This is a genomic window from Alteromonas marina (assembly GCF_000808575.1).
In the GTDB taxonomy this organism is placed as follows: domain Bacteria; phylum Pseudomonadota; class Gammaproteobacteria; order Enterobacterales; family Alteromonadaceae; genus Alteromonas; species Alteromonas marina_A.
Genome location: NZ_JWLW01000029.1, coordinates 1 through 23,982, shown reverse-complemented (window position 1 = coordinate 23,982; position 23,982 = coordinate 1). Strand labels below are relative to the sequence as shown.

General features: G+C 43.7%; 16 protein-coding genes. 6 read left to right on the top strand and 10 right to left on the bottom strand.

Annotation, left to right across the window (positions count from 1 at the left end):
• Positions 1-80: 80 nt before the first annotated feature.
• From RJ41_RS14020 to RJ41_RS14010, 3 genes are all read right to left on the bottom strand, one after another.
• On the bottom strand, positions 81-494 hold the full coding sequence (locus tag RJ41_RS14020; RefSeq protein ID WP_039222040.1) for a hypothetical protein: 414 nt from the start codon (positions 492-494) through the stop codon (positions 81-83).
• On the bottom strand, positions 494-2,149 hold the full coding sequence (locus RJ41_RS14015) for a S41 family peptidase (RefSeq protein WP_039222037.1): 1,656 nt from the start codon (positions 2,147-2,149) through the stop codon (positions 494-496). The genes RJ41_RS14020 and RJ41_RS14015 overlap by 1 nt, the downstream gene beginning before the upstream one ends.
• 276 nt (positions 2,150-2,425) lie before the next feature.
• Positions 2,426-3,502, bottom strand: a complete 1,077-nt coding sequence (locus RJ41_RS14010; protein WP_039222034.1) for an SMP-30/gluconolactonase/LRE family protein — start codon at positions 3,500-3,502, stop codon at positions 2,426-2,428.
• A gap of 225 nt (positions 3,503-3,727) precedes the next feature.
• On the opposite strand from RJ41_RS14010, the gene RJ41_RS14005 reads away from it, so the two are divergent.
• Complete coding sequence (locus tag RJ41_RS14005) at positions 3,728-4,306, top strand: demethoxyubiquinone hydroxylase family protein (RefSeq protein WP_039222032.1); 579 nt, start codon at positions 3,728-3,730, stop codon at positions 4,304-4,306.
• Positions 4,307-4,616: 310 nt separating this feature from the next.
• On the opposite strand, the gene RJ41_RS14000 is transcribed toward RJ41_RS14005, so the two are convergent.
• From RJ41_RS14000 to ahpC, 5 genes are all read right to left on the bottom strand, one after another.
• Positions 4,617-6,110, bottom strand: a complete 1,494-nt coding sequence (locus RJ41_RS14000; RefSeq protein ID WP_084081888.1) for a PepSY-associated TM helix domain-containing protein — start codon at positions 6,108-6,110, stop codon at positions 4,617-4,619.
• Between the two features lie 10 nt (positions 6,111-6,120).
• Positions 6,121-6,657 carry a hypothetical protein gene (locus tag RJ41_RS13995; RefSeq protein ID WP_039222029.1) on the bottom strand — a complete coding sequence of 179 codons (537 nt, stop codon included), beginning with the start codon at positions 6,655-6,657 and terminating at the stop codon, positions 6,121-6,123.
• A 9-nt stretch (positions 6,658-6,666) separates the two neighbouring features.
• A complete protein-coding gene (locus tag RJ41_RS13990) occupies positions 6,667-8,829 on the bottom strand; it encodes a TonB-dependent siderophore receptor (protein WP_039222026.1) in 2,163 nt (720 codons plus the stop codon).
• A gap of 284 nt (positions 8,830-9,113) precedes the next feature.
• Positions 9,114-10,703, bottom strand: coding sequence for an alkyl hydroperoxide reductase subunit F (gene ahpF, locus RJ41_RS13985; RefSeq protein ID WP_039222023.1), 1,590 nt, complete (start codon positions 10,701-10,703; stop codon positions 9,114-9,116).
• Between the two features lie 181 nt (positions 10,704-10,884).
• A complete protein-coding gene (gene ahpC, locus RJ41_RS13980; protein ID WP_425291745.1) occupies positions 10,885-11,442 on the bottom strand; it encodes an alkyl hydroperoxide reductase subunit C in 558 nt (185 codons plus the stop codon).
• Between the two features lie 841 nt (positions 11,443-12,283).
• On the opposite strand from ahpC, the gene RJ41_RS13975 reads away from it, so the two are divergent.
• Positions 12,284-14,866 carry an ExeM/NucH family extracellular endonuclease gene (locus tag RJ41_RS13975; protein ID WP_039222019.1) on the top strand — a complete coding sequence of 861 codons (2,583 nt, stop codon included), beginning with the start codon at positions 12,284-12,286 and terminating at the stop codon, positions 14,864-14,866.
• 169 nt (positions 14,867-15,035) lie between these two features.
• Here the strand turns inward: RJ41_RS13975 and RJ41_RS13970 are convergent, their stop codons facing one another.
• Both RJ41_RS13970 and RJ41_RS13965 read right to left on the bottom strand, forming a co-directional pair.
• Positions 15,036-16,721, bottom strand: coding sequence for a response regulator (locus RJ41_RS13970; RefSeq protein WP_039222018.1), 1,686 nt, complete (start codon positions 16,719-16,721; stop codon positions 15,036-15,038).
• A 215-nt stretch (positions 16,722-16,936) separates the two neighbouring features.
• On the bottom strand, positions 16,937-17,608 hold the full coding sequence (locus RJ41_RS13965) for a 2OG-Fe(II) oxygenase (protein WP_039222016.1): 672 nt from the start codon (positions 17,606-17,608) through the stop codon (positions 16,937-16,939).
• Between the two features lie 435 nt (positions 17,609-18,043).
• Here RJ41_RS13965 and RJ41_RS13960 point away from each other — a divergent pair, with 435 nt between their 5' ends.
• The 4 genes from RJ41_RS13960 (at position 18,044) to RJ41_RS13945 (ending at position 23,947) form a co-directional block, all read left to right on the top strand.
• Positions 18,044-19,600 (top strand): bifunctional GNAT family N-acetyltransferase/carbon-nitrogen hydrolase family protein, encoded by a 1,557-nt coding sequence (locus RJ41_RS13960; protein ID WP_039222014.1) that lies wholly within the window; start codon positions 18,044-18,046, stop codon positions 19,598-19,600.
• A gap of 209 nt (positions 19,601-19,809) precedes the next feature.
• Entirely contained in the window at positions 19,810-20,616 is an 807-nt protein-coding gene (locus RJ41_RS13955) for an AAA family ATPase (protein ID WP_039222012.1), read from the top strand.
• Positions 20,617-20,762: 146 nt separating this feature from the next.
• The gene (gene rluF / locus RJ41_RS13950; protein WP_039222010.1) at positions 20,763-21,500 is read left to right on the top strand and encodes a 23S rRNA pseudouridine(2604) synthase RluF; all 738 of its coding nucleotides are present in this window, start codon (positions 20,763-20,765) and stop codon (positions 21,498-21,500) included.
• A gap of 95 nt (positions 21,501-21,595) precedes the next feature.
• Positions 21,596-23,947, top strand: coding sequence for a sensor domain-containing diguanylate cyclase (locus RJ41_RS13945; protein WP_240485799.1), 2,352 nt, complete (start codon positions 21,596-21,598; stop codon positions 23,945-23,947).
• Positions 23,948-23,982: the final 35 nt, after the last annotated feature.

Sequence of the window (23,982 nt, the reverse complement as noted above, 5' to 3'; positions counted from 1 at the left end):
AGCGTGTAAACTCTGGGCGTTTTTTAAGGCCTATTGTCGACGATGACATTACGCTTTTGTCGATTTCCCCTGACTTATGCCTAGTCCACAGTATAACAGGTCACATTTTCAAGCTCGGCAAGTTCTCCACTTTGGTCGTTACGCAACACGCACTGTTCACCATCACTGAGTAGTGTAAAGCTATAAAGAGGGTTGTCGTGCCTTCCGTCAATAGGTAGTCCCCTGCCATCAACCTTTGCTTTACGCTCAATCGTTATGCTCGCGGTTTGACTGAATGCATCATCGGCTATCGTTATGTTAAGACCACCAAACCAGTTGCTGATCTTACTTTCAATAGTTTGATTCTGACTCACACTGATGGATTTGGTAATTGCCTCGTGTAACTCAGCCTCCTGCGTTGTCGCGCACCCGCTCGCCGAGGCCAAAAGTATGGCGAGAGGCGCTACTAGCAATCTTCCTGTTAGCAGTTTTCCTTTTTTATTAAAAAGCGACATTACTTGCGCTCCTTAATAACAGGCTGATTTATCTTGTTGTGTAAAATAAAGTTCTCTTTGCGTTTTTCAGGCTTGTCGATAGGAATGAGCTTTTCGCCCCCTAACGCACTTTGGTTACTGCGCAGTGCTTTGACATCCGCCACACCGTTTGACGTAACGACTTCGGGACATGAGCCTGTAGCAGCATATTCTAATGCGGCTGACAGCATCCCCTCATTTGGGTCGCCCAAGCTTGCGGTAAAGTCGTCTTCAACTTCACATCCTGGTAGTTCAAAATCAAAACTAGGAGTAGCGGTTGGCATAAAGCCGTCGGCATAATCACCAAACCCTTTGTTGTTAACCCCTTGAAACTGAATGGTGAAGTAGGTCTCGCCGCAATTGTCTGTTGGGTAGAATCCATACGGCTTACCACAAGTAGTAGAGCCAATTTGCACTACCTCAACGTCTATACCTCGAAGGGCATTCATAACAGCCTCACTGGCGGAGCAAGTGGCATCCGTTGAGATAACGTATAGACGGGTTAGTGAAAGGCTTGGCAATAAGGTATCAGTAAGCACGCCTTCTTTATAATCAATAACGTTGCGGTAAAATGGCGTAGGACTGATAGTCTGACCCGTTACCGGATTAGTCGTTGGGTTCTTATCGTTAAATCGCAGTGTCTCAAACGTGGCGTTATTGGTTTGACTTGGACCCGCTACCATGTAAGAAAGCTGTGAAGCTAACGCCAATCGGCCACCGCCGTTATAACGTAAGTCCATGACTAACTCTGTCACATTCTCTTCGACAAAAGTATCAAAAGCACCAATTAGCTCTTCTTGCGCAGTAACAATAAAACTATTGAATTGAAAATAGCCTAGCTTCCCGTTTTCTGTATCCAATACCTTAACATTTTGCACCGGCGTTACACTGATATCATCTGACGTTATATCTACTGTTAGCATGGTGCCGTCAACCAGTTCAAAACCAAAGCTTGTGGTCGTACCGGCATCATCAGGAAATAATCCGTCGTTAATAGCATCCACGCCTTGCTGGGTATTATCATCAACAAAATCAACGCCGTTTATACTCACTACCTTGGCGCCGCGCGGCACGTTTGCCAACGCTGCAGGTGAACCGGGCTCGGTGTACCGTACGGTTAACTCTCTTGGCACTGTTGTTGAGCCGAATTCCCAGCTAAAACCAAAGCCCGATGATATACCAGACTGAGATAACTCGTTGTATTCAGCGGTGTCTTGTGAAAAATGGAAATTGTCTTTTGGCGTGCCGCTTGGCGTTAATTCATTTGTTCTTAGTTGGTCGAAGTACGCCGATACTGAAAAATTCTCAGGATCGTTATCATCGACTTCGTCGTACCAGAGGTAAGTATCGTTGGTCCAAGAGCGCAGCCAGAGTTTTTCATCCATGGCGGTACCTTGGGTGTCTGGATAAGCTCTGCCTGTGAAAGGATCGATACCACTCCTTGGTGTTTCACATTTGGCTATGAACTGCGATTGCGGCTTATAAACTCCAGCCTCCCATGTAGGGTCAGGCGTTACTGTCGCTGGAGGCGTAGTCACTACCGCAGAGGAATTAGATGAACCACCACTGCCCCCACACCCTGCTAACTGAGAAATCGTCACCGCTAATGCAACTAAAGAATACACATACGTTTTCATAGTTCTAACATGTCCTTATCGCGAATGGCTAACCAAAGCCTACAGCTCGAAATTTAAACATTAGCATAGCCGATAATGACAAATCCTTATAAACCTAACTTCAAAACAAAAGTTTAAAATATTTCTAGTTATAAAATGTATGTGCTTTTATTCTAAGGGCATTAACCAACCCTTTTGTTAGTCAGCTAAGTTACTTCGCAATAGAGCATTTTTACTTTTCAAGGTACGCGCTTTTTCTTGTAGCTTTGGAGTCAACCAGCTACGTCGCCATAACAATCAATGCTTCTGCACCGGCAAAAGCCCAACATTCTTGGCCGTAAGACTGCTGATATAAAGCCCCTCATCTGTTTTAATCGCGCCTGTTACAAAGGGGAAAGCGCCGGTTGGATCTTGCCAACTTTGTACTATCTCACCTTTTTCGCTTAATTCTAAAAGGTGCCCATAAGACTGCCCTTGAGGACGCATAAAACCGGGAAGGCGCTGTATTATTTTTCGAATAAATGGTTTATCAGACAGCATATCGACAGGGGCTGAGCGCGGCGACGCAAGGCCAATGTAGTAGTTGCTATTATCTGCACGGCTGATGTTATCTGGGAAGCCTGGCAAGTTATCAATAAGCACATCGACTTGCCCTTTGTTTGGCCCCAAAAGCCAATAACGCAGCACACGGTATTTTCCGGTTTCGTTAACCAGTATCGATTGTTCATCGTGACTGACTGCCACACCGTTCGCGAATACCAACTTATCCATGAGTATTACACTATTGCCAGTGGAGGGATTGTACTCAATTAACCTGCCATTACCCTGGTGTTCGAATATTTCAAGCAAGCTAGCATTAAGGGTACCACCAAAGTCTTTTGCCGAAAATTTAGTGGTCGCGTCGGTAAAATAGATGTTGCCGTTTTGAGCAATATCTACATCATCGGCATACACGACCGGTGTATTGTTTACCTTATCAACCAGCACAGAGACCTTGCCCGATGAATTTATCTTAAGAAGCCCTAGGTGGGCGTCAGCGACAATAAGGTTGCCTTTATTGTCGTACTCAATGCCTAAGGGGCGACCGTCTGTATTAGCCCAAGGGTAAAAAGCGCTTTCGCCTTCCTTCTTTAATAGAATAGCGCCGGAATGACTCGATATTGCTAAGGTGCCATTTTGCGTCAAAGCAAAATCTTCAGGCCCATAGTCGTTGCCCATGTCAACGAGCGTTAATTCTGATAGTCGTGTGTTTTTTGCAAATTTGCCTTCAAACCCCTTATCGACAGGTGCTTGCCAAGCGACTGGCTCTATCGGCACTGGCAACAATAGTAGGTAAAGGACAACAAATATAGCTATGGACCACATTATTTTCATTAGCATTCTGCCTTTTTAAATCGCATCCCATTTACAGGCGTTTAGTTTTTTCACCATACCAAGCAAACGGTTAACACTCCCCTTTCGTTTTTGAATAGTTACTTATTACTCACGCCCCTTTACAAACCTTTTTCGAGGCATCGCTTTTATGCATTACAAATTCGTAAAGTGACATCTATAAATAACGTTCGCGCGTTTCATAATAAAATGCAGTAGAGGTACATCATGTCATTTTATTCAAAAACACTCGAAGCTTCGTATGCCAAGCAGCTAGACAAAGAACTAAGAGCAAGTCATGCTGGGGAAACTGGTGCGGTATGGATATATCGAGGCGCTCTATGTGCTGAATTTATTCTGAGCTTGTTTAAGATAGTGCGTTCAACAAGCGAAACTACGCGCTTTATCCACCAGCACTTGAAAACTGAAAAACATCACCTCGATATTTTCGAAAATGAATTGCCACGTTTTAGGGGGAGCTTTATTCTTCCTCTTTGGATTGGGGCTGGATTTATGACAGGATTTATTCCTCGCTTATTAGGTGAAAATTGGTTTTTTTATACTATTTACTGCGTTGAACAATTTGTCGATACCCATTATGAAAATCAGTGCTGTCAACTTGTGATGCAACCTAACCCGCCTTCAAATGTCATCGACAGGTTGAAGCGATGCCAGATGGACGAGCAGCACCACAGAGACGAGGCAGGATCCTTAATGGCCAAAAAAACATCGCTGCCTATGCAATTGTGGGGACACTTGGTAAACGCAGGCTCATCAACGGCAGTTTCCATTGCGAGGTTCATTTAAACAAGTTGCCGACGCTTCACATAACTAATTCTGAGATATTACGTAGTGCATCGCGGAAGAATGAATGGGCAAAAAACGTAGAGTTAGACCGCCAAAACCTTGCGATATCTGCGGTAAAGCAGATGACATACAGTATAGAGTGCAAACCAGCGATAGTGAGCGCTGGTTGATTGTTTGTAAAACATGCCAGGAACAGGCAGCGAATAGCGCGGGTTATCTCTACGGCGGAACGTGGAAAAGGAAAAAGCGCAATTAACGCCTAACCGCTGCTATGGTTAGGCGCTACTAAAGCGCTCAACATTTTGTACTTCTAAACACGCGCCTCTTTTATACTATTAACTTGGCCCACCTGCGCATCACTATCTTTCCCATCACTCTTCGCATCTGCTCGATTAGCGTGAACGCGTTTTATTAACGTGCGTGCGCGGTATAAGCTCCAAATGACATAGCCCGCCATAGGAATATTGAGTTGCAGCGAAGAAATAGTAAATGCAGCATTGCCGTGAACAGCCACGTAAGCACTGATTAAAACAAGTACGCTAAGCCCCGAAATTAGTAACCAGATTGGCTTAGTTAAGCGTTTTATTGCTACTGTCAACGCAGTATTAAGCACCATCCCCCCCCAAAATACTGCTATGAGTGGACCTGCAAAGAACATATCAGCCACGGCGGTTAGAGCCAACGCACTGACACTTCCCCAGACCATGCTATACCAAAGCCGACTTGCCAAAGGTGGGTGTGCTTTTTTAGACAGCCAAATTTCCATTCCAGAAACGCAGAGCATAGTTAACATAACCCCAAGGATGAAAAACAACCATTTGCTGGTCATGCCGGCAAAGTCACCGAAGTGCAAACGATACATGGCCCAAAACAACTGCTTGCCCCACTCTCCATCTTCGTAGCTAGCGTTACCGATATAATTTCCCGCTGTATCGAAACGATAGCCTTCGGCGTAAATCATTCTGTTCGGGGCTTTCGCATATATCTCAATAAACTGCTCTGGCTCACCGACCTCGTGCACCGTTAAAAAGATTGGTGACTTTTCGGGCGCTAGCGTTTCCATTTGGGCAAATGCCTTTCCTATAGCAGGCTTACCCTCTTGTGGGGCGATGATAGGGTCTGGCGTAAAGATTTGGTCGATTACAGCGTCTCTGTCTCCGCCATAATTTACGGTGGCAACTAACGCTAAAATAACTCCGGCCAAACCAAAGTAAGTTCCCGTAATGCCGATGACTAAATGAAACGGCGCTGCCCATAGACCAAAGCGGTTGTGCAAATCAATCTGTGCTTGCTGACCATTGCCGCCTCTTCTTATTTTAAATGCATCTTTTGAGATCCTTTTATGAGCGATGATACCTGTAATAACCAAGGTGCAAATGATGGCACCTAAGGCACTGACTAAAATCATTCCCCAGCTATGCGGCAGGTTTAAATATAAATGCAAGTCCACCAACATTTGGGTGAAGGCCACGCTTTCTTCTTCCAGCAGATTACCTTCGCTATCAGCAAAATACGCAACGTGGTCGTTTTCAACAACTAACCTCGGTATGTCGGATGTCGGGAATACCACGTAAAGGTGGTGAGACTCTTCGGTATATTTAGCTAGGAAACTATCCATCGCTTTTTCAATTGCCTGTGGGGAAACATTCTCCATCTCTTCAATATGTGGCTGTTCCCACCTTTCAAACTCTAAGTGAAAAACCGCAACTGTCCCAGATAAGCACACCAAAAAGAGAAGTACACTTAAAAAAACACCTACCCAAGTATGTGCGTTTAATGCATTTTGTTTTGTTATTTTATCCATCGATATTCACCTACATGGGGAAGAAAATAAGTATTGGTAGGCAAAGCGCAGCCAAAACTGCGTAAGCAACAACAACTTTAATTTTGTGGGCGGTGGCAAGGTAGTGATAAACAATAAGACCCCACAAAATTGGCAACAGCACGATACCTGTAGCCAACTTCCCTGCTATTGAGAATGGGAGTAGCGCACATATTCCTAGCGTTAATAAAACGCTCACAACCAATAAAACACCCAGCACCACGATGTAGTTTGCGATGTTCCCTAGAACTGTACGTCGCGAGAAGTCAAAGCTCCTCGGCTGAGGTACATTTTTTGGCTGAGGCAAATGCGTTTGGTTAAACGCAATAAAAGGCCACACTAATATAGAAGGGATACACAGCGCATACAGCACACCAAATTCCCAGCCTTGTGCATAAGACCAGCACACTGCTGAGATAAGCCATACGACAAGACCTAAATAAAGATACGTTGACGCTTGAGCGCGCCAACTTTTATAAATAACCCCTAAGGCTGCGAGTGTTAAACCACCCGCTGCAACTGAAAGCATGATAAATCCTCAAAACGAATAGGTTAGCGACGCGTTCACTGTTCTGCGCACACCAGGGAAACAGTCACCTCTGAATAAGCACGATGTGAGATACTTTTTATCGGTCACATTTCTTACATTCAGCTGCAAATCCAAATTATCTGAAAGCACATACGACACCATCAGGTCACCAAGGGTGTAGCTAGGTGTGTCGTATCTAATAACCCCGTTTTCAGAAACCGACTCTCCTACGTAGCGAATACCTGCTCCTACGGTCAGCGCTTCAAGCTCGAGTGGAGAATAATTTATCCATAGGGATGCATTGCTATCTGGCTGTGCTGACAACGAGAAACCGTTAGGATCTTCAGCATCCATGACCGACGCCGCAAACTGGGCTGTTATCTGGCCAAAGTCTACGCGCCCTTCTAGCTCAATCCCTTCAATGGTCGTTACGCCTTGCTGTTGCGCCGCTTCGTCTGGTAATCCGTTGGGATTAGGAAGGTTTGAAACTTCAATATCGTAATACGCCAGCATGATAAAACCAGGAATTGAAGATAGTTCATACTTAATCCCTGCCTCGTATTGACGTCCTTCTTCTGGCTTGAGCTGGTTGTTATTGTTATCTAATCCCACTACAGTCTCGAATGACTCAGCGTAACTAAGGTAGGGGGAGATACCGTTGTCAAAGCGATACAAAATTCCAGCTGAATAAGATGTTTGCGTGTCATCCTGCTCCGTTACGCCAGTATCATTGTCAACACGGTCGTGACGCAGACCTAGCGTTACCCGCCAGTTTTCAAAGGAAATTTGGTCTGATAGATATAACCCCGTGTCCGTAACCGTCTGCTCAGGCGCGTCGTTATAAATTGCATCGAAAATGGCTTGTTCTGGTGCGCCGGTGTACTCGGGATTTGCCAAGTCCAGAATGTACCTAAAGTCACCCTGTAATACCCCGCCACCTGCGTAGTATGCAGAGTTGGCGTCAGTTTTTACATTTTGATATTGGAGACCCGCTAGTAACTCGTGTTCGAAAGAACCTGTTACAAAGCCCTTGTTTACGCGAACATCAAAGGCGTGTTGGCTGAAGGTATTGTCTGCCTGATAAAACGTTCTTGGAACAAATGTGTCGGTAGGTGCAACCGGAGCGCCAACATAAGCATTTAGATATCTCGTACCGCCAGTAAACGTAGCCCATGCTTGATGGTAGTCTGCTTCGCCATCTCGCCATAAGGCAGTAAATGAAAGTGACGTTGTATCGTTAATCAAGTGCTCGCCAAGTAAGGTAACTTGGTTCGACTTAGTATCGAATTTATTAAACCCTGGTTCGCCTGCGTAAACATCCTGGTCGGGTAAGTAAGTGCCGTCAGCCAAAGGCAGTAACGTGCCTTCTACAGGAATAAATTGCGCAGCTGTATCGCTATCGGTATCTTGAAATAATCCAATCAGTGTTAGCGTTGTATCGTCAGAAGGCATGAAGGAAAGTGACGGCATGAATACTTGGGTATCATCGCTAACATAATCAACCTGAGAGTCAGCATTACGATATATACCAACAAAACGCCCCATCCACTTATCATCTTCAGACAGGCTGCCGTTTACATCCACTGCAACTTGCGCGCGGTCGAAGTTTCCGTAGGACAACACCACTTCGCTTCCTTTACCTAACGTTGGCGTTTTTGACACATAGTTCATTATGCCGCCGGGAGAACCCTGACCGTAAAGTACAGAGGCAGGCCCCTTAAGCAGCTCAACCTGTTCCATTGTGTAAATTTCAGCCCGCGTAGAATTATAGCTGCCAAACAACTCTTGAATTGAGTCGCGATAGCGCGGAATACTTAATCCTCTAGAAGAAATTGAATCGACTCGCGTGGCATATCCGTAAGACTCCCCCGTCACACCCGCCATATAGGTAGCAGACTGAGAAAGATTTAATACACCTTTTTGCTTTAAATCTAATGCGGTTTCAATGGAAATTGTACGGGCTAGCTCAACAATCGGTGTATTTGTTTTCGTTGCGCCAAACGGAGAACGCATGCCCACTACTTCAATCTTTTCAACGGCATTCTTTTCTGCTTTTTCCGTTGCTGCCGCTTGATGCTCTATAGCTATGCCACCGCCACTTTCATCTTCCTGGGCTTGTGCGTGAGACATTAATATAGCCGTTACCGCCAAACTTAGTATTTTCTTATTCATATGAGTGTTGTCTGTTAGTTATATGAGCTCACTAATCGCCTATCGCTGAAAGAAGTGATCTATGAGCCACCTTATGCTTTCGTCTAATTTAGCAAACTTTTTCACAAATGATAACCTGTATCATTTACATTTACATGATTAAAAAGCGTAGACAATACATCGCAGTGCTTGAGACTTATTTAAAAGTACACAGGCCTCGCTAGTGCTTTTATTTAGGGCAACAAAAAAGCCGGACTAACATAGTTAGTCCGGCTTTACTCTTACAATTATAGACAGGCTATTTATTAAGCGGCTTCACTTTCTTCGTCTGATTCAACTACTTCGTGACTTAATAAATATTCAAATGCAGCAAGCGATGCTTTCGCGCCCTCACCCATTGAAATAACAATTTGCTTGTACGGGACTGTTGTTACGTCACCGGCTGCAAAAATACCCGGCTCAGAAGTATGGCACTTAGTATCAACAATAATTTCACCATACTGCGTCATATCTACCGTGCCTTTCATAAACTGACTATTAGGTACCAGTCCAATTTGAACAAATACACCTGCAAGTTCGCGAGTATGCACTTCGTTAGTTGAGCGGTCTTGGTATTCAATTGCGTTTACTTTGCCATTTTCAGCAGTAATTTGGCGGGTTGCCGCATTCTTGATAATGGTAATGTTATCGCGCTTTTCGGCTTGATCAATAAGTACCTTATCCGCTTTGAGTTCTGGCATAAATTCAAATACCGTCACTGATTTTACGATGCCTGCAAGGTCAAGTGCCGCTTCAATACCTGAGTTACCACCGCCGATTACCGCTACGTCTTTACCTTTAAAGAAAGGGCCGTCGCAGTGTGGGCAATACGCTACACCATTTCCGATATTCTCTTTTTCGCCTGGCACGCCAAGCTCTCTCCAGCGCGCACCTGTCGCCACAATAACGGTGCGAGTGCGGATCTGTTCGCCAGAAGACAGCGTAATGGTTTTAATATTGCCTTTCTCAATGCTATCAACGCGCACGTGCTCTTTAAGCGTAATATCGTAATCGCGTACGTGCTCCATCAAGTTTCCAACAAGCTCAGGGCCCGTTGTTTTAGGTACTGAGATAAGGTTCTCGATACCCATGGTATCTTTAACTTGGCCGCCAAAGGTTTCAGCAACAATCGCTACTTTAAGCCCCTTCCGCGCACTGTAAATCGCCGAAGCTACACCTGCTGGACCACCACCGATAACAGTTACGTCTTGAAGCGGTAGTGCATCGCCTTTATTCGCTTCTTTAAGGCTAGGGTCGCGTTCAATTAACTTGTTGATAAGCACAGAAGCATCAACTTTACCATTCGCGAACAGCTCGCCATTCAGGTATACGCTAGGCACACCTTGAATGTCGCGCTCTTGAATTAGATTTTGATATAGCCCACCGTCGATCATTTCGGTCTTGATATTAGGGTTAATCAAAGCAAATTGATTAAGTGCCTGTACGACTTCTGGGCAGTTATGACAGCTCAAGCTAATGAAGACTTCAAAATTAAGTGGTTCATTCACCGCTTTCACCATCGACTTAACGCTATCGTCTAGCTTTAGTTCAGTGCCCGCTGCGTGCAGCATGGCAAGTACAAGCGAGTTAAACTCGTGACCGCCAGGGATACCAGAGAAACGAATTCCCGTATCTTCGCCGTCAGCTTCCAATAAAAAGCTGATTGCGCTGCGCAACTCACCATTAGTGTCACGCTCTTCTACGTTTAATTTTTCGCTTACTGAAGCAATGTCGGACAGAAACGTCACAAGCTCTTCGCGCTTGCTATGCTCACCGGTCTGTACGACAAAGGTTACGTTTTTCTGCATTGACTCTGCGTATGATTTCAATGCTTGTAAAATTTCTTTAGTTAACACGGTTATTCTGCCTTATTTTCGACACGCCGATCCCCGCCAACCTTTTGAAGGGTCAACAATATAAGCGGAAATGGGAAATTAATATCAGGGAGTGGAGACCCACTCCCTACAAATTATTTGCTTAATACTGTGCAATGCACTAAGCGCTGAGCTTTCGAATATTAAGCGCTAAGCGTGCTGCTTAGATTTTGCCTACTAGGTCAAGTGAAGGTGCTAGTGTTGCTTCGCCTTCTTTCCACTTCGCTGGGCAAACTTCACCTGGGTTGTTTGCAACGTACTGAGCGGCTTTAACTTTACGTACTAGGTCATCTGCGTCACGGCCGATACCTTCTGACGTGATTTCCATCGCTTGGATAATACCTTCTGGGTCAACAACGAATGTTGCACGGTCAGCAAGACCCATAGTTTCACGCATACAATCGAAGTTACGAGTGATTTCGCCTGTCGGGTCGCCAATCATTGCAAATTTGATCTTGTTGATCGTGTCAGAAGAATCGTGCCATGCTTTGTGAGTGAAGTGAGTGTCAGTAGATACTGAAAATACTTCTACGCCACGTGACTGAAGTTCTTCGTATTTGTCAGCGATATCGCCAAGCTCAGTTGGACAAACAAATGTGAAGTCAGCTGGGTAAAATACGAAAACTGCCCATTTACCTTTGATGTCTTCGCTGCTTACGTCTACAAACTCGCCGTCTTTAAATGCAGTTGCTTTGAAAGGTTTGATAGCAGTATTAATCAATGCCATGTTTAATTCTCCATTTGGTTTAAATTATTTTCGCACGTTAAATATATGCGAATACAAACTTTACGTTTATTGTGTCGACATGGTTTTGCAGTTTTGTGAATATAATCACTTGTCGCGAAATTCATGTCTCTTGAAACTGGTGATAAGAATAGCGCGCACAATTACAAAAAACTAATTGGTAAAAATGAATCGCTTAATCAGGTTATTGAATTGAACGATGAAAATTGAGTCAAAATAGATTAATTGCTTTTTGAAATACGGTTTCACTGACTTAAACCTGCTAAATGAGAAAACTATGGCGAATCCCTGCTACAGCGCATCTCGGATGAAATAATGCTGAGCGATGGGTACGCGCCATCACTAACCCCATTGTAAGCAACCAACAGGTTATTAATGCGTATACGCATTTGTTAAACGATATGTAGAAACCTGCTTGTGAAAATAACAAATCTTTATATAGAAAAAAATTGGTGAGCATGCGCTGTTGGCTCGTTTGCTGAGATAATGAGACCAACAAAAAAGCGTATTTTTTACTAGGCGAACTGTTGTCATAGACGTGTCAATAGTATTACTTAACACCTTCATTCGCTTTTGGTTAAGAGTTAAAGCTTTGAATAAACTTACCTGCAGATGATAAACAACTGATATTTAACAAATATTTAAAAAACAGCTTGAATAAGGTTAAGTCATTCCTATCCATTAAAAATGCCCTTAGTGTAGACAAAGCAATAAGAAAATTGCGGTTCACATATCACCCTGTCTTTTCTATTCCGACAAAAGCAGAAACAGTAATTATGTGAATTAAAAATAATGAAAACTACAAAGGGAAAATGACGTGAAAACATCATTAACTTTACTATCTGCAGGAATCATTTCTGCACTTTCTTCAACCGCCATCCAAGCTAACGATTTAGTCATTAGCGGTGTTATCGATGGACCGTTAAGCGGTGGTGTTCCAAAAGCCGTTGAACTATTCGTTGTCAATGATATTGCTGATTTATCTGCCTATGGCATAGGCAGTGCGAACAATGGTGGCGGCACAGATGGCGAGGAGTTTACTTTTCCAGCTGGTGTTTCTGCAAGCGCTGGCAGCTACATCTACGTCGCCTCAGAGGTTGAAGGTTTTACTACGTTTTTCGGTTCAGCGCCAGACTACGACACATCGGCAATGGGTATTAATGGTGACGACGCAGTTGAGCTTTTTAAAGATGGCAGCGTTATTGATACATTTGGTGACATCAATACCGACGGTAACGGCACTGCATGGGAATACCTTGATGGGTGGGCGTACCGTACGTCAGGCCAAACCGCAAACGGTGGCAGTTTCGAAGTAGCTAACTGGTCTTACAGTGGTGTTGACGCGTTGGATGGCTCGACCACTAACACTGACGCTGCAACGCCTTTTCCTGCTGGTACATTTACCACTGAAGGTAGCGATGACGTTGTAGAAGTTCCAGAAGAGCCTGCTGTTGAGCTAGGTATTTGCGGCGCAGAGGCAACACTAATTAGCGCTATTCAGGGCAGTGAAAGCAGCTCTGCTGAAGTTGGCAACAGCGTTATAATTGAAGCTATTGTAACTGGCACACGCGCTGGCGGCTTCTTTGTCCAAGAAGAAGCGTCTGATTATGACGCTGACGACGCTACGTCTGAAGGCTTATTTGTAGAAGGTTTCGTCGACGTTGAAACAGGTAACCTGGTTCGTCTTTACGGTGAAGTAGAAGAAAACTACGGTATGACCACACTTGCTATGGATAGTGATGTGGCTGCACTTGATTGTGGTACAGCGGACGCCGTAGCGGCGGTAGAACTTTCTATGCCGTACGAACTTGACCTTGAAACCGTTGAAGGCATGATTGTTAGCGTGACTGATGCAACAGTGACGAGTACAAACAACCTGTGGCGTTTTGGTGAAATCGTTGTTAGTGACACAATTAAACGCCAACCAAGCGACGTAGCAGCGCCTCTGTCAGAAGCTTACACAGCAGCAGAACAAGCGAGCGAAACAAGTCTTCTTACCATCGAAGATAACAGCAGCTCGCAGTACCCAGATGCACTTAATTACTACCCTACTTTCAGCTACGCTAATGCTATTCGCATTGGTGATTCGGTTTCAGCTGCTGGACCACTAAACTACAGTTTTGGCACTTACAGAATTAATCCAAACGACGTTATCGAAGTAACTTCTTCTCGCGAAGGAAACCCAGTGGTTACAGAAGGCAACCTGTCTATTGCTACGTTCAACGTGCTTAACTACTTTAATGGTGAGGTAGATGCAAATGGCGACGTGACTTTCGATTATGACGGAAACCGCGGCGCAGATGATGCAGTGGCGTTTGAATTGCAACAAGGTCGTATCGTTGAAGCTATCGTTAACCTAAACGCAGACGTTGTCGGTTTGATGGAAATAGAAAACGATGGTTTTGGTGAAGATAGTGCTATCCAATCTTTAGTTGATGCTATCAACGCTGAACTTGGTGAAACCGAGCAATACTCATTCATCGCAACCACTGATGGCAGTGAAATTGGTACAGATGCGATTACTGTTGGCTTGTTATACAAAGCTTCAGTCGTAACGCCAGAAAACGACGCTATGATAGTTGCTATGCCAGAGCAACAAATTGATGAAGATAGCCTGGCACGCATGCGCCCAAGCCTTCTTCAATCGTTCGTTCACACTGAAAGCAGCAAATCCTTCCTTGTGGCCGTGAACCATTTTAAATCAAAAGGCGGTCAATGCTCCGAAGACGCAGTAGAGGTGCCGTCTGAAATCACGACGGTTCAAGGCAGCTGTAACGCACTTCGTGTATCAGCAGCTATAACGCTTGGCAACGCATTAAGTGATGAGAGCTTACCAGAGCGCAAGGTTATCTTAGGCGACTTAAACGCGTATAGCGCTGAAGATCCAGTAGCTGTACTCACCGATTACACACCTGAGTCTCGTGGGTACACTATTACGACTGCGGTTAATACAGGTATGGATGAAGGCGTTTCAGTAGAGGTCGAGTCAAGCTTTGGCTATCGCAATTTGGCAGAAGAATTTGATGTGGAAGGCTTCTCATATTGGTTCTACGGTACTGAACAAGTAGGTAGTTTAGACCATGTATTAGCAAGTGAAGCCATGCTTGCAGATGCCATTGACGGCACACACTGGAACATAAACTCAGTTGAAGCTTATCAGCTGCAGTACGATCAAGCGCTTCGCTACTACGCGGATGAAGACGGTTACGCCTTTACTGACGTTGGCCCATTTAGAAGCTCAGACCACGACCCATTTATCGCGACCTTCGACCTACAAGCTGATGTAGTTGAAGAGGAAGAAGAAAGCAATGATAGCTCAGGTGGAGCAATGGGAGGAATTCTTGCTCTGCTAGCTGCAGCGATTGGCTTTCGTCGTCGCACTACTGCTGCTAATAAATAGAAAAAGAAAAGGTTAACTTCTTTTAAACGTTAAAGCTGCTCTGGTATCAGAGCAGCTTTTTTAGTTTTTTGTCTCACAACTATTATTGAACTATGACTGTAGGACGATTAAAAATAAATGTCAGGCGGTGCTCTGTTGAAAAAGTCAGCACACAGTGAAATGCAAAAAGTTAGACTTTTGCCACAACCATACCAACTGAATCAGCAGCATTAGTGTCGTCGACTTCAATGCCAATGCGAGCGATATACTGGTCGCGTTTATCTGCCTGAGTCGCCGATAGCTCTTCTGTACAGAGCAGCTTGGCCGCTCGCTGCGCTGACTTCATTTGCTCTTCACTTAGCCCACCATCAAGATGCATTTGAGTAATGACTTTAAGCAAGCTTAACGCAACTTGCTTGTCTTTGGGAGACAGCGTTAACGCTTGCTGCAAGTTGTTATACGCAGGGATGAGGCGGTTTTCTTTGTAGTTCACTGCCGCCATTTGTTTTAGTTCTTTCGTGGTAAACTGAATTTCGGTACGCTCTATCGATTCTTGGTTAAGGTACTCATTTACTACTTGTGAAGTAAACGTATCGCCCTCAATCTGTTTTCTCAATTTATCCAAAATGCTGACACAGTGCTCGCGCATGCCCAGTTCGTGAAACGCTTTCATTTTGTCTAAACTGTCTTCCATCGATAGCCCGTCGGTAGATGCAGTACGCCCCTCCATTAATTTTTCAGCTTCACGCTTCTGGTCTTTTAGGCATAACACTCGCGATTTAACCACATCAATCTGCTCGGCGAGCTGATTTTGCATACCTTTTTGCTGCCTAAGTTCTTCCAGTTCATACTCTGCGCGCTTTAAGTATTTGTCACCTTCTGCATTACCTAAGCTTGTAGCCAGATCAATAGTTGAGCGAATAACATTAAGTGTCAGTTGGGGCGAATCGTGAATTGAATTTTTGGCAAACTTAGCCATATTTTGCACGGCAGAAAGCTGACCGGCTTTGTCGTGATTAAGTCTGGCGAGATCCCATAAACGCTTGTTGCGTTCAATGTTTCGGGGAGCAAGTCGACTTGCTTCTTTCATTTGCTCGTAAGCAATATCAAACTGCTCTTTTTCAATAAAATATTGTGCGAGCAAATCAAAAGTTAGGAATCGCGTGTCGGGTCGCTGAAGCAGATCGTCAACCAGTAACTGTGCTTCTTCGAGTTCATCTTGACGCAATAGCGAACGGGTAAGACCAATGTGAACCCATGCGTGGTCCATACTTTGTAACAGTGTTCTAAAGTAGTCCTCTGCCGTTTCATAATCGCGAAGCTGCAGCAAACAATCGCCAATAAGCCGCTTTATTCGGGTGTGGTATTCAGAAAGCGAGGGGTCTTTCAACTGTCGCTGCGCATAATACATTGCGGTGGAATAGTCACCAGCATGCATACAATGCAACATTTTATGAAGCTTTAGCCTAACTTGAATAAGGTATTCCAGACGAGATTCAATCTTGTTGCGTTGTAGTGGCTTAACCCAAAAGTCATCGGGCTGCAGCTCTACAATACAGTTAACAAGTTCTGGGGAGGTCTCTGCACTGAGAAAAATTACCGTCGTGGTGTCATTGATGTGATTGAGGTGTTTTAATTCTTCAAAAAGGTGAAAACCATCTTTATCGTGACTTACGTTAAACGCTAGTAAAACAAAATCATATTGTTTTGCCGAACAAAGCCTTTTAGCATGAAATGCATTAAATGCACTACTTACGTTTTTAATCCCAACTTCATGTAATGCTGATGCAACAACATCATGCACTAGCCCTTGGTTATCAATAACCAGCACGTGTAGCTCTTCTCTTGGGGTGGGGGCGGGTATTTTTTCCAGCATTAGCCAATCACTTCTTACATCTTTTCCCTAAGCAACACAATAGCGTAAGCGCAGCTTATCATGGATAACACTATGCATCTGTGAAACATGGCTTCTAACTGCACAGTCAGCGAGTAACTTGCCCGCGCTTATGCCACACTTTAATTTCAGGCCATGCTTCATCACAACAGATATATAGCAAAATCGTATTATACATAAGTATTGTTTTTTAGATACTAGCGTGGTGGGTCGATGTTATCGTTAACACTACCATTTACCCTGAACCACCCTGCAACAGAATGACGCGTTCTTACCGCAGGCAATACTTCATGGGGGAAGGCTTCACTAAGAAACACCACGAATGTGCCCTTAGTTGGTAAAATTTTTGTGCCTGTTTCGTCGCTTTCATCAGCATAAAGCACCAATTCTCCACCGTCGTCTTCTTGCCATTTATCATTTAAGTAAGCAACGAGTGATAGTACACGATTGCCCTGCCCCTTAAACGCATCTACATGGCGTTTGTAAAATTTACCGGGTTCATAACAGGCAAAATGACTTTCAAAAGAAAAAAGCCCCATAAAAAGCGAACGATTTATGTATAGCTGCATGGCTTCACACCACGAAAGCCACAAGGCCCCCTCTTGAGAAGACCCTGTGATCCAGCAAATTTCGTCCCCGCGCACTTTTTCAGCTTGTTGATAATTTTCTGCGCGACCAATACCTGCTCTTTTGTATTCAGCTTCGGAAATTGCTTTCTGGCAAGACAAAAGTGCCTGAGTAATAAAATCAGGTAAACCATTCTCTTGAATAGAAAAGCCTTTAGTGACTAAGTCATCGACGACATTTTCAAATATGACTTCATCGAAAACATGTAGAGGCTGATAGGACGCAAGTTGTTCTCTATTCATCAGAGTATCTTTACCTTAGAGCGGTTGACTGACCGAGCATTTAGGGTGCTTGTATTCGTTAAAAAGTTTGCGAACTTATACTCGGGGTTGAGCCCTATGACAATTGCATCACCACCTTATTTCTGCGTTATTTTTTTATCGATAGAAGAAATTTTTTTTGTCGTTAGTCTTGACGATGAAAAGTCGCACGCTTCTTGCTTGCATCATATTCATTGGTGCAACAGCAAATCCCGTAAAAGGTAAACTAAATCAATAAGTAAACCGAGGTGTATATTTTAAGAATGCCGAGTAAAAGCGCTTTTCACATGTCCTCGTCACCTTTGTCTCATTCTTTGAAACACGCGGCTGCATTTAACAGTTGAAAAACCACTTGCGAGGCGTTTAAGTAGAAATATACAAAATACGTATCAGAATTTTTAGCAAAAAGAGTAACCCATGAGTCAAGATCAAACACAGATAGAAGAAACAGAGCATCATCTAGACTTAAGAAACTTGAGGTTAGACGACTACAACGACGTAAAAGCATTAATGGATAAGGTATACGCTAATGTTGGAGGCGCATGGCCTTATTCTAACTACAAAGCGCAAGTTACCACGTTTCCTGAAGGGCAAATATGTATTGAAGATAAAGGGAAAGTCGTTGCTTTTGCCATTTCAGTTATTGTTGATTACGACCAGTTCGGTGATAAACATAGTTACGATGAAATAACCGGTGATGCCTATCTGACAACGCACGATCCGAATGGTGATGTGCTTTATGGCGTAGAGGTTATTGTTTGCCCAGAATACCGCGGCCTTCGCTTAGGCCGGCGTCTTTATGAAGCGCGCAAAGAACTATGTAGAAACTTAAATCTAAAATCAATTATGGCTGGAGGCCGTATACCCAATTATAGAAACTATGCAGATGAACTGTCGCCTTATGAATACATTGAGCAAGTTAAACTCAAGGATATTTACGACCCCATTTTGACGTTTCAACTATCAAACGGTTTTGAAGTTAAGCAAGTAATGACCGCCTACCTCCCTGAAGATGAAGCATCTAAGGGGTATGCCACGCTGCTTCAATGGCACAACATTTACTACGAGCCTGGCACGCCGTCATTGATCGCTAGCAGAAAATCAAGTGCGCGCATAGGATGTATTCAGTGGCAAATGCGGTATTTTAACAATGTCGAGGAGCTGTTACAGCAGGTTGAGTACTTCGTCGACGCACTGTCTGACTATTCGTGCGATGTGGCCTTGTTCCCTGAATTTTTTAATGCTCCGCTTATGGGCCTAAGTCCGTCTGATTCGTCCATAGACGCTATTTGGCATTTGGCTACTTACACTGATGAAATTTTAACTGCCGTATCGCATTTAGCGGTGTCATACAATATAACAATTATCGCGGGTTCGATGCCTGTAGTAGAAGATGAACAGCTGTATAACGTTAGCTATATTTGCAAAAGGGACGGGACCATAGAGAGCCAGTACAAACTTCATCCAACACCTCATGAAAAAGAGGACTGGATCATGAAGGGTGGAAACAGCCTCAAGACATTTGATACCGACTTTGGAAAAATCGGCGTGTTAATCTGTTATGACGTAGAGTTCCCAGAGTTAGCGCGCATTCTTTCCGACCAAGAGATGCAAATCTTGTTTGTCCCCTTTTGGACGGATACAAAAAATGGCTACCTGCGTGTCCGTCGCTGTGCACAAGCAAGAGCTATTGAAAACGAATGTTACGTAGCAATTGCAGGAAGTGTAGGAAACCTGCCAAAAGTTGATAACGTGGATATTCAATATGGACAGACTGCCGTATTTTCCCCTAGTGATTTTGCATTCCCTCACGATGCTATCGTGTCAGAGACTACACCCAATACTGAAATGACGCTGATTGTTGATTTAGACCTAGACAAACTGACTAAATTGCAAAATGAAGGTTCAGTGAGAAACTACCTTGACCGACGTCGCGATTTATACCGTGTGGAGTGGATTGGCGATAAAAATTAACACGATGTTTTTTGCTAATTAAGCGGCTAAATCACTCGAATTTCAAATTCTTTGGCTTATGTTTATTGACATTCAACATAAGCCGTAGAATTTCCCTTAATTTAGCGATAACATGAAATCGTGCGCAAAGAAAAATGTGCTCTCTTGAACAATATAGAAGATGTCGACACCATGAAGAGAGCGCTACATAAAGAGATTATAAATTTACTATGGCAAATAATTCTAAAAGCGATGAGTTTCCAACCATAAGATTGGATGAAGAAGACCGTCGAGACTATCAGACGAAAAGACAGGCTACTCCCACAAAGACGACTACGCCCTCACCTTCCTCGTCGGCTAACCGTCAGCCATCAAATAGTGGAAGTAGCAACGGTATCTGGGTTGTATTAGTTGCCCTAATTGCTTTAGCGGCATGCGGTGGTTGCTACTACTTGTACACCCTGCTTGAGCAACAAAAAGCCGTGGCTGAACAGGCCGAAAAGCGAATCATGCAATTAGAGAACAAACTTTCTGCCACAGGCGAAGAAATTGGCGAGTCTACTGTTGCTTTGCAGGTTAAAGTGACCGAGTTGACTAACAAGACAAACGAACTTTGGGAGCAAATGGATAAGCTATGGGCTTCAGCATGGCGTCGAAACCAACAAGAAATCGCTGACCTTGGCGACCGTGTAGGAAATGTTCAAACAGCACTTAATAAAAACATCAATGCCGTTTCTGACGATGTAAAGACGCAAACTGCGGCTATTGGTTCAGTTAAAAATCAATTAGCGTCTTTAGCTGATGAGTTACTGGCTGTTAACGTTCAGTTAGAACAAGCGGTAAACGACAAACAAAGCACACAGCAAAGCGTTCGTAACCTAACCGATAAGCTATCGGTGTTAGAACAACGCAATACGACCTTGTCTGGACGCATCACCAGTTTGGAAAATGAAATCCGAGATATAGCCACCAAAGTTGTCTCAAGAAGCGGCTCAACGGGTGGCAGCGGGTCTGCCCCTTCTCCCTCAGTTAATTAATAACGCTTAACGTACGTGTTCCAAGAGTAACTAACTTAGTACAGCAAGCGATGTACAGCGTGTAATAAAGAAAGGGGCGAATCGCCCCTTTCTTGTTGTCGTGGTAGAATTGCCCTCTTTTTAAAATCAATAGGACTTAATGCGCAATGAGTGAACAAGCGCCCAAACGTTTAAATAAATATATCAGCGATACTGGCCTGTGCTCTCGCCGTGAAGCCGATAAACTCATTGAGCAAAATCGCGTTACCGTTAATAATCAGCCGCCGGAACTAGGTACTAAGATAGGCCCTAGTGATACAGTAAAAGTAGATGGTAAGGTTGTAGGTGCGGTAGCGTCAGACAAATCAGACCGCGTATATATTGTTTATAATAAGCCAATAGGTATTACTTGCACCACCGAACGTCATGTTAAAGGCAATATTATTGACGCTATAGGTCACAAAGAACGCATATTCCCCGTAGGCCGATTAGATAAGCCTTCTGAAGGGCTAATTATTCTTACCAGTGATGGCGATATCGTCAACAAGATCCTTCGTGCTGAAAACGCGCACGACAAAGAGTATGAAGTAACGGTAAACCAGCCAATAAGCGAGCGCTTTGTAAAACGAATGGCGCGGGGCGTTCCTATTTTAGGAACGGTAACAAAACCTTGCATCGTTAAACCTACCGGCAAAAACAAGTTTACTATCATTCTCACCCAAGGGCTTAATCGTCAAATACGCAGAATGTGTGAGTTTTTGGGTTACGAGGTCACCAAGCTCAAGCGGACGCGTATTATGCATTTGGAACTCAGTAATTTAAAGGCCGGTCAGTGGCGAAATCTTACCGAGAGAGAACTGGCTACGCTGCAAAATGCGGTAAAACACTCAGTTAAAACAGTCTAGGTAACTTTTTATTTAAGCTCTTGATATATTCAAAAGTATTATCGTACAAGTTCTACTAGACTAAAGGTAATACACACCTTTGAAGAGAACTTGCATTGAGTATTAGCCATACACATTTTTCCATTAATGGTGGCGCTTATTTAGGCACAGAGGTTGCTGCAAACTACGACATGTTTTTTGTCGCACTTTCTATATTAATAGCTATTACAGCAGCATTACTCAGCTTTATTTTTGCTTCACGTATATTTCGTGCAGACTTTAAAAACGAGCGGTTTATTTGGACAGTTGCATCGGCTTGTTTTCTTGGCTTCGGAATCTGGTCGATGCACTTCGTTGGCATGTTGGCCTATGAACTTCCTATTGCTATATCGTATGACCCCAGCATTACACTCTTATCAGTACTCCCCGCAATATTTGCGAGCTTCATAGTTATTTCACATCATCAAAGAAAAAATAAAAAGCTATGGCTGAGAAGCTTATATATGGGGGGCGGGATCGGCAGTATGCATTATATTGGGATGATGGCAATGCAGATGGATGCCGTTATGGCTTACGATCTCTGGCTTTTTTCTGCGTCCATCGTTGTGGCCGTGGTTTTGGCAGGGGTATCTCTTAAAGTACACGCTACCATCGCAAATAGAGAAGTTAATGTCGTACAGCAGCTCATTCCCGCCATTATTATGGGCAGTGCCATAGCAGGTATGCACTATACGGGTATGTTGTCTATGCACGTGTACCCCCTCCCTTCTACCGTTTTTATCGACAACCAAGATGCAAAAAGCCTTGGCTATCTTGTCGCCTTCATGGTTGTGTTTTTCGCACTTATTTTGATTTTGTTAATTGAACTGAGAGCAAGAACGCTGTCAGCGGATAGGTTTACTGCCGTACTAAACACAGTTCAAGAAGGCGTCTTCACTTTTGACTCTGACGGTCGTCTGGAATTCGTTAATCCAGCGGCGTTAACTATGTTTGGATATCAAGAGCATGAATTGAAGTTTCGCCGTGTAAGCGATCTCGTCAGTCAAAATAATTCGGGCAATCATGTATTACTTAACGAAGTAATTAAAAGTGTTGAAGGAAGAGATTTGGGAAATATTCCGCATCGCATTGATGGAGTCAGAAAAAATGGTTCTACTTTCCCTCTTTCATTTCTAGTAAATAAATTGCCTGGTAATCACGAGGCTTTTGTTTGTACTGTTAAAGACCTTTCAGATGTAAAAAATCAAGAGGTGTTCACACAAACTGTTTTTGATACCTTACCAGATATGCTGATTGTAAAGGATGCCAATACCCTCGCCTTTACCCACGTAAACAACATGGTTGCACAACATCTTAAAATGACAAAATCTGACCTTGTAGGCTTAACCGATTTCGATGTATTTGAACTAGACGAAGCAAAACGTATAGTGGCATCAGATACGAAGCTTATTGAAAGTGAACAAACTCAGAGCTGTGAAGAAGAAAGGTTTGTGATTAACGGAAAGGCACATTATTTCCAAATTAAAAAAGTAATCATTCAAGACGGTAACAATAGAGCACAATACTTATTGTCACTTTCTGAGGATATTACGGAATTAAGGAAAACTGAACAAGAGCTTCAGGCACTTCACAAGCGAATGTCAATGGCCGCTGATGCGGCACATATTGGTGTTTGGGAGTGGGACTTAACGACTAATGAACTCATATGGGATGACTGGATGCACCGCATTTACAGTATCCCCAAAGAGGAATTTGACGAGCACTACAGTGTATGGGCGAGCACTGTCCACGTTGACGATTTTGAGTCACTTAAAGCGCATATAGACCACACCATTAGTACCAAGTCAGACTTCCATACCCAATTCAGAGTCCAAGTAGGAAAGAACAAATTCCGTTATATTCGCGCTGATGGACGATTAGAAAACAATAAAATGTTCGGAATAAATATGGATATCACCGAGCAAATAGAAGCGGAGCGTCGCATTACCGAGTTAGCTACCCACGACTCACTTACCGGTTTGTCTAATCGCTATGCACTAGCAACCTTTGTGAAAAAAGAATTTGCGCGCGTTGAAAGGTCAAACAAACGTTGCCTATGCCTCTATTTAGATTTAAATAAATTTAAACCTATCAACGACACGTACGGGCACAACGTTGGTGATGAGGTATTGGTAGAGATAGCTAAACGTTTATCATCCATATGCAGGTTATCTGACATGGCAGCTAGGGTGGGCGGCGACGAGTTTGTCATTATTGTTTCAGACATAGACGAAAAGTATGACATAGCGAGCATTATTCAACGCACACATAATGAGATCATCCGGGCGGTAATAACCTCGAAAGGTGAAATGTTTGTGGATGCCAGTATAGGTTTTGCTATTTACCCTACTGAAGCCAAAACTTTCGATGACCTCATCAGAGTTGCTGACGAAAGAATGTTCAACAACAAAACTTCATCGACTAGTTAAAAAAAAGCGCCCATTGGGCTAATGCCAGTCAGTTA